The organism is Burkholderia sp. Bp9016 (assembly GCF_003857765.1).
Taxonomy (GTDB): Bacteria; Pseudomonadota; Gammaproteobacteria; order Burkholderiales; family Burkholderiaceae; genus Burkholderia.
The window spans coordinates 68,452-82,555 of the sequence record NZ_QTPY01000017.1; the positions used below are offsets into that span (position 1 = coordinate 68,452).

Annotated in this window: 12 protein-coding genes and 1 riboswitch; of the genes, 9 read left to right on the top strand and 3 right to left on the bottom strand. The window is 68.8% G+C overall.

Annotated features, from left to right (window positions below):
- Positions 1-110: 110 nt before the first annotated feature.
- A riboswitch (FMN riboswitch) is annotated at positions 111-259 on the bottom strand.
- 186 nt (positions 260-445) lie between these two features.
- On the bottom strand, positions 446-1,129 hold the full coding sequence (locus tag DIE13_RS21140) for a helix-turn-helix domain-containing protein (protein ID WP_124828943.1): 684 nt from the start codon (positions 1,127-1,129) through the stop codon (positions 446-448).
- Between the two features lie 235 nt (positions 1,130-1,364).
- Positions 1,365-2,540 carry an MFS transporter gene (locus DIE13_RS21145; RefSeq protein WP_124828945.1) on the bottom strand — a complete coding sequence of 392 codons (1,176 nt, stop codon included), beginning with the start codon at positions 2,538-2,540 and terminating at the stop codon, positions 1,365-1,367.
- Between the two features lie 147 nt (positions 2,541-2,687).
- On the opposite strand from DIE13_RS21145, the gene DIE13_RS21150 reads away from it, so the two are divergent.
- The 8 genes from DIE13_RS21150 (at position 2,688) to lnt (ending at position 11,017) form a co-directional block, all read left to right on the top strand.
- Entirely contained in the window at positions 2,688-3,620 is a 933-nt protein-coding gene (locus DIE13_RS21150) for a LysR family transcriptional regulator (RefSeq protein WP_124828947.1), read from the top strand.
- A 224-nt stretch (positions 3,621-3,844) separates the two neighbouring features.
- Positions 3,845-5,218 carry a tRNA (N6-isopentenyl adenosine(37)-C2)-methylthiotransferase MiaB gene (miaB, locus tag DIE13_RS21155; RefSeq protein WP_124828949.1) on the top strand — a complete coding sequence of 458 codons (1,374 nt, stop codon included), beginning with the start codon at positions 3,845-3,847 and terminating at the stop codon, positions 5,216-5,218.
- A 33-nt stretch (positions 5,219-5,251) separates the two neighbouring features.
- On the top strand, positions 5,252-6,298 hold the full coding sequence (locus DIE13_RS21160) for a PhoH family protein (RefSeq protein ID WP_124828951.1): 1,047 nt from the start codon (positions 5,252-5,254) through the stop codon (positions 6,296-6,298).
- A 151-nt stretch (positions 6,299-6,449) separates the two neighbouring features.
- Complete coding sequence (gene ybeY, locus DIE13_RS21165; RefSeq protein WP_124828953.1) at positions 6,450-7,226, top strand: rRNA maturation RNase YbeY; 777 nt, start codon at positions 6,450-6,452, stop codon at positions 7,224-7,226.
- Positions 7,227-7,240: 14 nt separating this feature from the next.
- A complete protein-coding gene (locus tag DIE13_RS21170; RefSeq protein WP_124828954.1) occupies positions 7,241-7,873 on the top strand; it encodes a gamma-glutamylcyclotransferase in 633 nt (210 codons plus the stop codon).
- Complete coding sequence (locus tag DIE13_RS21175) at positions 7,870-8,094, top strand: hypothetical protein (RefSeq protein WP_124828956.1); 225 nt, start codon at positions 7,870-7,872, stop codon at positions 8,092-8,094. The genes DIE13_RS21170 and DIE13_RS21175 overlap by 4 nt, the downstream gene beginning before the upstream one ends.
- A gap of 286 nt (positions 8,095-8,380) precedes the next feature.
- Complete coding sequence (locus tag DIE13_RS21180) at positions 8,381-9,268, top strand: HlyC/CorC family transporter (RefSeq protein WP_124828958.1); 888 nt, start codon at positions 8,381-8,383, stop codon at positions 9,266-9,268.
- A gap of 51 nt (positions 9,269-9,319) precedes the next feature.
- On the top strand, positions 9,320-11,017 hold the full coding sequence (gene lnt, locus DIE13_RS21185; RefSeq protein ID WP_124828960.1) for an apolipoprotein N-acyltransferase: 1,698 nt from the start codon (positions 9,320-9,322) through the stop codon (positions 11,015-11,017).
- Positions 11,018-11,116: 99 nt separating this feature from the next.
- Here the strand turns inward: lnt and DIE13_RS21190 are convergent, their stop codons facing one another.
- Positions 11,117-12,754 carry a hypothetical protein gene (locus tag DIE13_RS21190; RefSeq protein ID WP_124828962.1) on the bottom strand — a complete coding sequence of 546 codons (1,638 nt, stop codon included), beginning with the start codon at positions 12,752-12,754 and terminating at the stop codon, positions 11,117-11,119.
- A 336-nt stretch (positions 12,755-13,090) separates the two neighbouring features.
- Between DIE13_RS21190 and glyQ the strand changes: the two genes are divergently transcribed.
- Positions 13,091-14,095 (top strand): glycine--tRNA ligase subunit alpha, encoded by a 1,005-nt coding sequence (glyQ, locus tag DIE13_RS21195; RefSeq protein ID WP_080681364.1) that lies wholly within the window; start codon positions 13,091-13,093, stop codon positions 14,093-14,095.
- Positions 14,096-14,104 lie beyond the last annotated feature (9 nt).

The window sequence follows — 14,104 nt, forward strand, 5'->3', positions numbered from 1 at the left end:
CTCCTCGCAAATACGATTTGGGCGAAAAACGTTTCAGGGCATTGCAAACAGACAGAACGACAATCCGCTTCGCACGCGTGGCAAAGCGGCCCTGGCGGACATGACTATCTGCACATCTTCTCTCATCCGGACTGTGACCGTCGGCTCTGGCATTCGACCAGATCTGCTGACCCCGCGCGGATGCACGGGCGCTCGCGGGCTCGCCGGCTTTCGCCAGCCTACCGCCGGTGGGGAATTTCGCCCCGCCCTGAAGACGCACTGATGCCGGCCGGGGGCTACCCGTGACCGGCGGGCCAAGCATACATCAGCTGCGCGCACCGCGCAGCGAACCACACCTAAAACCTTACTGACGACTCCGTCTAACGGCATCGTCCAAACGACCGATACCGGGCACCGGGCGCCCGTCCGGAACGCGACAGGTGCGAGCCCGGCTTCGGCCGAAGCATCAGCCAGCCGCGTGTGCGGCGTCGGGCACGAGCCAGCGCGGCGGCACCTCGGGGCTCACCGTCACGCGGAACGCACGTGCTTCGCTGTCGCCCGGGTTGCGCAGGCTGTACGGCTGGTCTGCGTCGAACACGATCGCGTCGCCGGTCGCGAGCAACTGGCGGCGATCGTGCACGCTGACCTCGAGCGTCCCCTCGCTCACGACCAGGTTCACCGTCGTGCCGGGCGCGCGCCGTGCGCCGGGTTCCGTATGCAGCGGCGCGATCCGCAACTCGTGGAACTCGGCGGCGGCCGGTTCGCCTTCCGGATATAGCGCGCGCGCCGAGAAGCGGCCGTTCGAGCTGACGACGCGCGACGCACGCTCGGCCGCCAGGTGCTCGAAGCCGTTTACCGCGTGCCGGCGCAGAAACGCGGCGACCGACACCTTCAGCGCCGCGGCGATCTTGCAGAGCACCTTGATCGACGGCACGCTGCGCGCCGACTCGATCTGCGCGAGCATCGCACGCGATACACCGGATAGCCGCGCGAGCGCATCGAGCGACAGCTGCCGCTCGGCGCGCAAGCGCGCGAGGTTCACGCCGACGACCTGCTCGAGGACGTCGAGCGACGCGGTCGTCCGCGCGTCGGCGGCGTCGCCGGACTCGAAGGAAGACACGTCGCGCACCAGCGCCAGGGGTGAAGACATAGCATTGCCTCCGGGCCGCCGCGCGGCCCTGCGAATGGGGTAAGCCGGAATCGGGTTGCGCCACGAACAGCGCGTATCGAGACGCTATCACCCGCCCCCCGGCCGGCAAACGAAGTTATCTTCACACCGTTATCAGCATCGCGGAGGAATGCGTTTCTCGCGAACCTTTTCCTGCCGCTACGGCGCCGATCCGGCACCGAAGAAGGCACCGGTCGACGCACCGCCCGTCAACCGCTCAATGCGCCGCCGGCGCCGCACCACGTGCCGGTGCGCGCGCATCGAGCCGCATCGCGACCCACGTGACGACGAGCGCCGCGAACGTCACCGCGACAGCGACCCACGGCAACGCATCGAGTGCGAAGCCATGTTCCAGCGCGAGCCCGCCCAGCCACGCGCCGCCCGCGTTGCCGACGTTGAACGCGCCGATGTTCAGCGTCGACGCGAGATGCGGCGCGCTCGCGGCCTTCTCGACCACGCGCGCCTGCAGCGGCGGCACCGTCGCGAACGCGGCGATCCCCCACACGAAGACGGTCGCGGCGGCCGCGACCGGCAGGTGGCTAGTCTTCGCGAACACGGCCATCACCGCCATCAGCGCGACGAGGATCGCGAGCAGCGACGGCATCAGCGCGCGGTCGGCGAGCTTGCCGCCGAGCATGTTGCCGATCGTCAGCCCCGCGCCGAACAGCACGAGGATCAGCGCGACCGCGCGCGGCGAATAGCCGGACACGCTCTCGAGAATCGGCGCGATGTACGTGAACACCACGAACACGCCGCCGAAGCCGAGCACGGTCATCAGCAGTGCGAGCCACACCTGCGGCTCTTTCAGCACGCGTACCTCGTGGCCGAGGCCGACCGGCCCGCTGTCGTGACGGTTCGGCACCAGCAGCGCGACACCGCCGAGCGACAGCACGCCGAGCGCGGCGACGATCCAGAACGAAGCGCGCCAGCCGAGCAACTGGCCGACGAACGTGCCGAATGGCACGCCGAGCACGTTCGACAGCGTGAGGCCGGTGAACATCAGCGCGATCGCGCTCGCACGCTTGTCGGCCGGCACGAGCGACGCGGCGACCACCGCGCCGATTCCGAAGAACGAGCCGTGCGCGAACGACGTGACGACGCGCGCGGCCATCAGCATCGCGTAGCCGGACGCGGTCGCGCACAGCACGTTGCCGACGATGAAGATCGCCATCAGCAGTTGCAGCGCGGCCTTGCGCGGCATGCGGCTCGTCAGCACGGCGAGCAGCGGCGCGCCGACCGCGACGCCGAGCGCGTATCCCGTGACCAGCAGCCCGGCCGACGGCAGCGACACGGCGAGGTCGCGCGCGACTTCGGGCAGGAGCCCCATGATGATGAATTCGGTGGTGCCGATGGCAAACGCGCTGATCGCGAGCGCCAGTAACGGGATGGGCATGACGTTCTCCGGAAGGCGGCGGGCGCGGCGCCCGGTCGGTGCCGCACCGCACAAGAAAGCGGGATGTGCGCGCATTGTCCCGAAGGCGCCTATATTTGATAATTGGCGTGGCATTTGAACCATTTTCAAATATCTCTGGAAAATCGCATGGACCGACTGGGCGACATCCGGCTGTTCGTCGAGGCGGCGGAGCTGGGCAGCCTGACGGCCGCCGGGCGCAAGCTGAACCTCACGCCGGCCGCCGCGAGCGCGCGGCTCGCGAAGCTGGAAGCGAAGATCGCGACGCGACTGTTCGAACGCTCGACGCGGCAATTGCGGCTCACCGACGAGGGCAAGCTGTACCTGAACTGCTGCCGCCAGGCGCTGCAGGCGCTCGACGACGCGGATGCGATGCTGCAGGAAGGCCGCAACGTCGTGAGCGGCAAGGTGCGGCTGTCGTCGACCTCCGATTTCGGCCGCCACCAGTTGCTCGACTGGCTCCACGAATTCACGACGCTGCATCCCGGCGTCACGTTCGCGCTGACGGCGTCCGATTCGTCGTCGAATCTATGGCAGGACGAAATCGACCTCGCGATCCGCTTCGCCGCGCCGCCCGACGGCGCGCTGATCGCCCGCCGGCTCGCGACCAACCGGCGCGTGCTGTGCGCGGCGCCGTCGTTCGTCGAACGCCACGGCGTGCCGGCCGACCCGCATGATCTGGCCCGCTTTGCGTGCAACGTGATCACGATCGCATCGGGCCCGATGAACACCTGGCACTTCACGCGCGGCGACGAAGTGCAGATCCACACGGTGTCCGTGTCGACCGCGTTCGAGACCAACGACGGCGGGCTCACGCGCGAATGGACGCTGCGCGGCCACGGCATTGCGCTGAAATCGCTGTGGGACATCGCCGACGACGTGCGCGCCGGGCGCCTCCGCGTGCTGCTGCCCGACTGGCGGCACCAGGACGCGCCGCTGCACGCGATCTATCACAGCAAGCGCTACATGGCGCCGCGCGTGCGCGTGCTGCTCGACTTTCTCGCCGAGCGCTTCGCACGCGAGGAAGCCGCGCTCGACGACCTGCTGAACGCGTGCCGCTAGCGGCAGGCCACGCAGCGTTGCGGGGTCGGAACCGAAGAGCGAGCGTCGCGCGCCCGCAACCGGCCGCCCGTCCGCCACGGCATGAAAAGCTATAATGGAAGGCTTTCCCGACGGCCTTTCCTGCCCGATGCGCGCATGCTCGCTCGATTCGCGCGCAGTGCACGGCCGTCCCGATTCACCCTTGACGACGCCCCCAGGTCAACCACTGCGAACGGCGAATCCCCATGACCAAGAAAGTTTACGTAAAGACCTTCGGCTGCCAGATGAACGAGTACGACTCGGACAAGATGGTGGACGTGCTCAATGCGGCCGAAGGCCTCGAAAAGACCGATACCCCGGAAGACGCGGACATCATCCTGTTCAACACGTGCTCCGTGCGTGAGAAGGCGCAGGAAAAGGTGTTCTCCGACCTCGGCCGCGTGCGCGAGCTGAAGGAAGCGAAACCGGGCCTGCTGATCGGCGTCGGCGGGTGCGTCGCGAGCCAGGAAGGCGCGTCGATCGTGTCGCGCGCGCCGTACGTCGACCTCGTGTTCGGCCCGCAGACGCTGCACCGCCTGCCGCAGATGATCGACCAGCGCCGCGCGAGCGGCCGTGCCCAAGTCGACATCACATTCCCCGAGATCGAGAAGTTCGACCACCTGCCGCCCGCGCGCGTCGAGGGGCCGAGCGCGTTCGTGTCGATCATGGAAGGCTGCTCGAAGTACTGCAGCTACTGCGTGGTGCCGTACACGCGCGGCGATGAAGTGTCGAGGCCGCTCGACGACGTGCTGACCGAAGTGGCCGGCCTCGCCGACCAGGGCGTGCGCGAAGTCACGCTGCTCGGCCAGAACGTGAACGCCTACCGCGGCGCGCTGACGGCGGGTTCCGCCGAGATCGCCGATTTCGCGACGCTGATCGAATACGTGGCCGACATCCCCGGCATCGAGCGGATCCGCTACACGACGTCGCACCCGAAGGAATTCACGCAGCGCCTGATCGACACGTACGCGAAGGTGCCGAAGCTCGTGAGCCACCTGCACCTGCCCGTCCAGCACGGCTCCGACCGCATCCTGATGGCGATGAAGCGCGGCTACACGGTGCTCGAATACAAGTCGGTGATCCGCAAGCTGCGCGCGATCCGCCCGGACCTGTCGCTGTCGACCGACATGATCGTCGGCTTCCCCGGCGAGACCGAGGACGATTTCGACAAGATGATGGCGCTCGTGCACGACATGAGCTACGACACCAGCTTCTCGTTCATCTACAGCCCGCGCCCCGGCACGCCGGCCGCGAACCTCGCCGACGACACGCCGCGCGAAGTGAAGCTCAAACGCCTGCAACATCTGCAGGCGACCATCGAGGAAAACGTCGCACGCATCAGCCAGTCGATGGTCGGCAAGGTCGAGCGGATCCTCGTCGAGGGCCCGTCGCGCAAGGACCCGAACGAACTCGCGGGCCGCACCGAGAACAACCGGGTCGTGAATTTCCCGGCGCCGCTCGCGTCGCACCCGCGCCTGATCGGCCAGATGATCGACGTGAGGATCAACCATGCGTACCCGCACTCGCTGCGCGGCGAGCTGCTGCTCGTGAGCGACGACGCGAGCGCGGCCACCCACTGACAGATTGACGCTCAACAGGAGCCCGACGCTACTTTGAAGACCGTCCAAGCACTGGAATTCACCGCACCGCGCGACGACAACGCGCGCCTCGCCAATCTCTGCGGCCCGCTCGACGAGAACCTGCGGCAGATCGAACAGGCGCTCGACGTCACGCTCGCGCGGCGCGGCCACCGGATCACGGTCCGCGGGCGCGGCGCGAAGCTCGCGCTCGCCGCACTCGAGAACTTCTACAACCGTTCGCGCGATCCGCTGTCGGTCGACGATATCCAGCTCGCGCTGGTCGAGGTGCGTCACACCGCCGGCAACGGCCGCCAGGACACGCTCGACGTGCGTTTTCGCGGCGACCCGGACCATCCGTTCGACGAGCCCGTCGTGCAGCTCGACGCGAACGAGCCGGACGAGGAGCCGGCGCCGAAGCTCTACACGCGGCGCGCCGATCTGCGCGGCCGTACGCCCGCGCAGCGCGAATACCTGAAGCAGATCCTGTCGCACGACGTCACGTTCGGCATCGGGCCGGCCGGCACCGGCAAGACCTACCTCGCGGTTGCGTGCGCGGTCGACGCGCTCGAGCGCGACCAGGTCAAGCGGATCGTGCTGACGCGCCCGGCCGTCGAGGCCGGCGAGCGGCTCGGCTTCCTGCCGGGCGATCTCGCGCAGAAGGTCGACCCGTACCTGCGTCCGCTGTACGACGCGCTGTACGACCTGCTCGGCTTCGACAAGACCGCGAAGATGTTCGAGCGCCAGATGATCGAGATCGCGCCGCTCGCGTACATGCGCGGCCGCACGCTGAACCACGCATTCATCATCCTCGACGAGGCGCAGAACACGACGCCCGAGCAGATGAAGATGTTCCTCACGCGGATCGGCTTCGGCTCGAAGGCCGTCGTGACCGGCGACACGAGCCAGGTCGACCTGCCGCGCGGGCACAAGAGCGGCCTCGTCGAGGCGCAGCAGGTGCTCGGCGGCGTGCGCGGCATCGCGCTCACGCGCTTCACGAGCGCCGACGTCGTGCGCCATCCGCTCGTCGCGCGCATCGTCGAGGCTTACGACGACTTCCACGCTCAGCACAAGGACGCGTGAAGCGCCGGCGGCGCCCGCGCGCCATACCGGCCAACGGCCCGGCCCGCCCGACGGCGCGCCGGGCTTTTTTTGCTTGTGCGCGGCCGGTTAGAATTCGGGTGCGATCGGCCGTTTGGTGTATCCTCAACGCGTCCCAATCGCCTCACCCGTCATGAAATCTTCCCGCTCCCGCAAGTCCGGTCGCGACCAGTCCGCCGCGCCCGATTCCCCGCGTGTTTCGCTGTTCGATGCGAAGGGCAAAGCCCGGACCATCAACGCACAAGGACTGCGAATCGACTTCCCGGACGGCCGAAGCCTGATGTTTGACCTGTCGGGCAGCTCGGGCGAGGCGACCGTCGCGATCGTCGCGCAGCACAACGACCCGGCGATGCGCGCGAAGCTCGCGCTGCAGCCCGAGCACTACGACAGCGTGACGCTTCACGTGGGCGCCGAACTCGCGCCGCGCGAAGAGGAGCTGGAAGCCGAACTGCGCGAGCCGGAACTCGACCTGTCCGTGCAGTACGGCGACGAGATCACCGGCGACGTGCGCAAGACGCTCCCCAAGCGCAAGCTGATCGCCGAATGGATCGAGCCGGCGCTGTTCGCCAGCGCGCAGCTGACCGTGCGCTTCGTCGGCGAGGAAGAAGGCCGCACGCTGAACGCCGGCTACCGCCACAAGGACTATCCGACCAACGTGCTGACCTTCGCGTACGACGCGGCGCCCGACGGCACCGTGATCGGCGACCTCGTGCTGTGCTGCCCGGTCGTCGAGAAGGAAGCGCACGAACAGGGCAAGCCGCTCACGGCCCACTACGCGCACCTGCTGGTGCACGGCGCGCTGCACGCGCAGGGCTACGATCACGAGACCAGCGACGAGGACGCAGCGGAAATGGAAGCGCTCGAAGTCGACATCCTCGCGAAACTGGGCTTCCCGAACCCGTACCAGTAAGCACCGCCTTCGCCATGCAACACGCCGCGATACTGCCGCCCGCCTACCCGCCGTCGATCGGCGAGGGACGGCTGCTGACGGAGGACGAGCTCGCGGCGTCGCTCGCGCACACGATGCGCGACTGGAACGGTCAGCAGGATCTGTGGCTGTTCGGCTATGGCTCGCTGATCTGGAACCCCGGGCTGCCGACCGTCGCCGCCGTGCGCGGCAAGGTGCACGGCTACCATCGCGGGCTCTACCTGTGGTCGCGCGTGAACCGTGGCACACCCGAACGTCCGGGGCTCGTGCTCGCGCTCGATCGCGGCGGCTCGTGCTCGGGCATCGCATTCCGGCTCGCGGGCCCCACCGCGCAGCCACATCTCGAAACCTTGTGGAAGCGCGAAATGCCGATGGGCTCCTATCGGCCCGCATGGCTGCCGTGCTCGCTCGAGACCGGCGAACGCGTGAACGCGCTCGCGTTCGTGATGCGCCGCGACGCGCCGACCTACACCGGCAAGCTGACCGACCCGGTCGTGAAGGAAGTGTTCGGCTGCGCGGCCGGCCGCTACGGGACGACGCTCGACTACGTGAGCCGTACCGTGGACGCGCTGCGCGCGAGCGGGATCCCCGACCGCGCGCTCGAAGGGCTGCTCGCGCGATGCCGGTGACGTCCGACCGGCACACAGGCGCCCCGCCGGCGACCGGCGCGGGCCGCGCATCCGGACCCAAAACCGCTCCGCTGCAACCGTCACGCCGTTCGCGCTGTACGCTCGCCGCGCTGATCGTCGCTGCGAGCATCGCGCTGTCCGGCTGCGGCCTGTTCGGCTGCGGCGGCGCCGCGACCAACGGCGCGGCCGCCGGCGGCTGCTCGACCGGCCTGCGCTTCTGAGGCCTGCGCCGGCGCGGCGCGACGAAATGCCGCCGTGCACGCTGCCGCCCGAGCGCCCAGCCACCGCCGGTGCACGCATTTTTGCCGCCGCTGCCCCGGCGACCCTTTCTGAGATAGGATGGATACGAAGGACGGCGCCGTGCGCAGCATGGCCGTCCCCGAGCGGGGCTCGCGCGGGCCGCCTGAGCCTGGCCGGACGGCCGGTGTGACACGGCCGCGCCATGCCCTTGGTGTATCCTTGCCTACTCCGTGACAGCGCGCCCCGGCATGACCCGGGCGCACCACCATGAACGATTCGTATCCCAGTCGAAAGCCAACCGACAAACCGCAAGAAAAGCGCTCGCTGCTGGAGCGCCTGACCGACTTCATTTCGCCCGAGCCGGAATCCCGGACCGAGCTGCTGGAAATCCTCCAGGACGCCCACGAACGCAACCTGATCGACGCCGATTCCCTGTCGATGATCGAAGGCGTGTTCCAGGTGTCCGACCTGTGCGCCCGCGACATCATGGTGCCGCGCGCACAGATGGACGCGATCAACATCGCGGACAAGCCTGAAGACTTCATCCCGTTCGTCCTCGAGAAGGCGCACTCGCGCTACCCGGTGTACGAGGAGAACCGCGACAACGTGATCGGCGTGCTGCTAGCCAAAGACCTGCTGCGCTTCTATGCCGAAGAGGAATTCGACGTGCGTGGGATGCTGCGCCCTGCCGTGTTCATCCCCGAATCGAAGCGCCTGAACGTGCTCCTGCACGACTTCCGCGTGAACCGCAATCATCTTGCGATCGTCGTCGACGAATACGGCGGCGTCGCGGGCCTGATCACGATCGAGGACGTGCTCGAACAGATCGTCGGCGACATCGAGGACGAATACGACTTCGACGAAGAGGCCGGCAACATCATCTCGGGGCCGGACGGCCGCTACCGCGTGCGCGCGCTGACCGAGATCCAGCAGTTCAACGAGACGTTCGGCACCGCTTTCCCCGACGACGAAGTCGACACGATCGGCGGCCTGATCACCCATCATTTCGGTCGCGTGCCGCATCGCGGCGAGAAGCTGCAGCTCGGCAACCTCGTGTTCGAGATCCAGCGCGGCGATGCGCGCCAGGTCCACGTGCTGCTGGTGCGCCGCAACCCGCTCGCGAGCCGCCGCGCCGAAGCCTCGCACGAGGACTGACCGTCTCGCGCCGGCCGCGCCTCCTTCAACCGCTCGCCCCTTCCGCTTCACATGGACGATCCGATCCCGTCCCGCCCGGCTGGCGGTCTTCTCGCGCCGGCGTCCGGCCGTGCGCTGCCGCGCTGGCACTACCCGGCCGCGCTGCTAGCCGGCGCAGCAAATACGCTCAGCTTCGCGCCGACGCCGCATGGCGGCTGGCTGCAACTCGTCGTATTCGTCTGTTTTTTCGCGCAACTGACACGCACGTCGAACTGGCGCGGCGCCGCGCTCACCGGCGGCGCGTTCGGCTTCGGCAACTTCATCAGCGGCATCTGGTGGCTCTACATCAGCATGCACGTGTACGGCGAGATGGCGGCACCGCTCGCGGGCGGCGCGCTGGTGCTGTTCTCGGCGTACCTGTCGCTGTACCCGGCGTTCTCGGCCGGGCTGTGGTCGTTCTGCGCGGGCCATGCATGGCACCGCCGCACCCCCGATCCGCGGCCGTTCTCGCCGACCTGGCACGGCGCATTCGCGTTCGCCAGCGCGTGGGCGCTCGGCGAATGGCTGCGTGGCACCGTGTTCACCGGCTTCCCGTGGCTCTCGAGCGGCTATCCGCAGGTCGACGGGCCGTTCGCGGGCTTCGCGCCGGTTGTCGGCGTGTACGGGATCGGCTGGGTGCTCGCGCTGTTCGCCGCGCTGGTCGTGCAGGCGCTCGTCGCCGCGCGCCGCGCGCCCGCGAATGCGAATGAACAAGGCGCCGGCGGCAACGCGCGCGTGCGGATTGCCGCGCCGGCCGCCATCGCCGTCGCGCTGATCACCGCCGGCCTCGGGCTGTCGCAGGCCACGTGGACCGTGCCCGCGAACGCGCCGCTCACCGTGCGGCTGCTGCAGGGCAACGTGAAGCAGGACATCAAGTTCGAGGAAGCGGGCATCGACGCGGCGATCAGGATGTACCAGCAGATGATCATCGAGAAGCCGGCCGACCTGATCGTCACGCCGGAGACCGCGATCGCGGTGATGATCCAGGAGCTGCCCGAGCCGTTCGCCGTCGCGATCCGCAAGTTCAGCGACACGACGGGCTCGGCCGTGCTGTTCGGCGCGGTCGGCGCGTCGGTGACGCCGGACGGCCATTACGTCGACTACACGAACAGCCTGTACGGCGTGACACCGCACTCGCGCGACATCTATCACTACGACAAGCACCATCTCGTGCCCTTCGGCGAATTCATCCCGTGGGGCTTCCGGTGGTTCGTCGACCTGATGAAGATGCCGCTCGGCGATTTCGCGCGCGGCGCGCCGGTGCAGAAGCCGTTCTTCGTGCACAACCAGCCGGTGATGGCCGACATCTGCTACGAGGACTTGTTCGGCGAGGAAATCGCCGCGACGATCCGCGACAACCCGCAACCGCCCGGCGTGCTCGTCAACGTGACGAACCTCGCGTGGTTCGGCGACACGATCGCGCTCGACCAGCACCTGCAGATCGCGCGGATGCGCGCGCTCGAAACGGGGCGGCCGATGCTGCGCTCGACCAACACCGGGATGACGGCCGCGATCGACGCGCACGGTCGCGTGCTCGGCCAGTTGAAGCCGTTCACGATCGGCTCGCTCGACGTGCGGATCGAAGGCACGAGCGGCTTCACGCCGTACGTGACGAGCGGTAACAACACCGTGCTCGCTGTGTCGCTGGTGCTGCTCGCGTTCGGCTTCACGTTCGGGCCCGGCCTGCGCCGCCGCAACGGCGCGAAGGCCGGTGGCGACCGGAACGCCTGACGCATCGGCCGGCCGTCGCGCGCTGCGCGGCGGCGGCTGCCCCGGCCTGCGGTTCGGCCCGGGTACCGAAGCTTCGGCGTGACTCCTTCGAAACGCCGGTCAACGCTTGCGCTTCGCTTCCTCCACCACCCCGCGCAGATCCCGCGCAAGCGCGTCCATCACCGGCGCCCATGCGCCGAACGCCGGCTGCCGGTACAGCGTGGCGGTCGGATACCACGGGCTGTCCGTGCGTTCGAGCAGCCACGGCCAGTGCGGATTCACGTCGAGCAGCACCCATGTGCGCGCGCCGAGCGCGCCCGACAGGTGCGCGACCGACGTGCACACCGTGATCACCAGATCCAGCGCGCCGATGAACGCGGCCGTATCGTCGAAACTCTTCAGTTCGGCCGTGTGATCGTCGATCGCGAAGCCGGCCGCGCGCGCCGCGGCGACGTCTGCTTCCGCGCCCGGCTGCAGCGAATGGAACGCGACACCGTCGATGCCGCGAAACGCACTCGCATAGCGCTCGAGCCCGACGCGCCGGAACGGGTTGCGCTGGTGCCCCGCGCTGCCCGTCCACACGAGCCCGACCTTCAGCCGGCCGTCGCCCGCGAGCCGCGCGCGCCATGCGTCGCGCGCGCGCGGATCGGCGTGCAGGTACGGCACCGATGCGCCGAACGTCGGCGCCTGCGTCCCGAGCAGCAGCGGCAGGCCGATCAGCGGCACTTCGTAGTCGAATGGCGGCAGCTCGTCGACGCCGCCGCCCGCGCTGAACGCGTCCGCATGCGCGCCGAGGCTGCGCGCCATCAGCGTGCCCACCTGCGGGAACGTGTTCCAGACGAGCCGGCCACCCTCGCGGTGCACGCGCTCGGCGAGCGGCGCGACGTAGCGGCTGAACTGCAGCACATCGCCGAGCCCCTGCTCGCCCCACACGAGCAGCGTCTTGCCGGCAAGCGGCTCGCCGCGCCAGCGGGGGCCGGGCAGCACCGGCAGGCGTCCGCGCAGTTCGCCGGCACCGTCCCAGCGCGCCTCGTGGCCGCGCCAGCCGTGCGCGTAGTTGCCGCGCACGAGCTGGATGATCGCGAGGTTGAAACGGAACGCCGCGTCGTCGGGCGCCAGCTCGCACGCGCGCGTCGCGTAGCGCTCGGCGTCGTCCCAGCGCTGCGCCTCCTTCATCGTCATCGCGATGTTGTTCAGCGCAAGCGCGTTGTCGGGAGCGATCTCCGCGAGCCGCGCGGCGCACGTGAGCGCCCCGTCGAGATCCTGCATCGCGAGCCGCGCGACGACGAGGTTGATCCACGCCTGCACATCGCGAGAATCGGCCTCCACGGCCGCGGCGAGCAGCGCGATTTCCTCGCGGCGATCGCCGCCCGACAAGCGCAGCGCGACCGCGAGGTTGTTGCGCAGCGACGGCCAGCCGGGGTCGAGCGCGAACGCCGCGCGGTACGGCGCGACGGCGTCGGCGTGACGGTCGAGCATCTGCAGCGCGTAGCCATGATTGAAGCCGGCGCCCGCGCCCGGGTGAAGGCGCGCCGCGCATTCGGCCAGCGCGAGCGCGTCGGCCTTGCGCTGCCGCGCGACCAGCGTCGAGGTCAGTCGCGCGAGCGCGGTCATGTCGGTCGCGTGCAGATGACCGGCGGCGCTCAGCCACAGATCGTGCGCGGCGCGCTCGCCGCGCGCATGCGCGTCGGCGGCCCGGCCGAGCAGCGCGAGCAGCGGCGGCAACAGCGGAATGAGGAGGTCGTTCGAGTCGTCCATGCGCTCCGGGAATCGGCAATCGGTCGCGCGACAACGGTCGCGCGCACCGCGATATGCGCATCTTAACGCCCGCGGGAACCGCTGCCGCAAGCGCATCGCGAACGCCGTCGCGACGCAGCGCCCCAGGCCGCACCGGGCGTGCCGGCAACCCGCACGGAGGCGGCGAGACCACCGTCGACGCCCCCTTCGTCCGCGTTCCGGCCGCATCCGGTCGCCGATCCGGTAAAATTGCACGTTTCAGCACACTAACAAAGCCGCGCCGCCGCGCGAGCCGACCCTCCGGGCCCCGCCCGGAGCGCCGCCCGCAACGGAGCGCCAGCGCCACGAAGGCTCTTCATGCTTACGTTTCAGCAAATCATCCTGACGCTGCAGTCCTACTGGGACAAGCAGGGTTGCGCCCTGCTCCAGCCCATCGACATGGAAGTCGGCGCGGGCACATCGCACGTCCACACGTTCCTGCGCGCGGTCGGCCCCGAGCCGTGGCGCGCCGCCTACGTGCAACCGTCGCGCCGCCCGAAGGACGGCCGCTACGGCGAGAACCCGAACCGCCTGCAGCACTACTACCAGTACCAGGTCGTGCTCAAGCCGGCACCGGAAAACATCCTCGACCTGTACCTCGGCTCGCTCGCGGCACTCGGTTTCGACCTGAAGCAGAACGACGTGCGCTTCGTCGAGGACGACTGGGAAAACCCGACGCTCGGCGCATGGGGCCTCGGCTGGGAAGTGTGGCTGAACGGGATGGAAGTCACGCAGTTCACGTATTTCCAGGAAGTCGGCGGCCTCGAATGCAAGCCGGTGCTCGGCGAGATCACGTACGGCCTCGAGCGCCTCGCGATGTATCTGCAGAAGGTCGAGAACGTGTACGACCTGGTCTGGACCGAGTGGGAAGAGCAAGGCCCGAACGGCCCCGAGCTGCGCCGCCTGTCGTACGGCGACGTCTACCACCAGAACGAGGTCGAGCAGTCGACCTACAACTTCGAGCACGCGAACGTCGACCTGCTGTTCACGTTCTTCAACAGCTACGAAGCGGAAGCGAAGAAGATGATCGACGCGCAGCTCGCGCTGCCCGCGTACGAACTCGTGCTGAAGGCCGGCCACACGTTCAACCTGCTCGACGCGCGCGGCGCGATCTCGGTGACGGAACGTGCGGCGTACATCGGCCGCATCCGCGCGCTGTCGCGTCTCGTCGCACAGGCTTACTACGACTCGCGCGAGAAGCTCGGCTTCCCGATGCTCGGCAACCCGCCGGGCGTGCCGGGCCTCACCACCGATGCCCAGGACGCCGCGCAACCGGCATGGGCGCCGCCGCTCAAGGTCGAACGCAAGATCGATCAGGACTGACGAGACGAG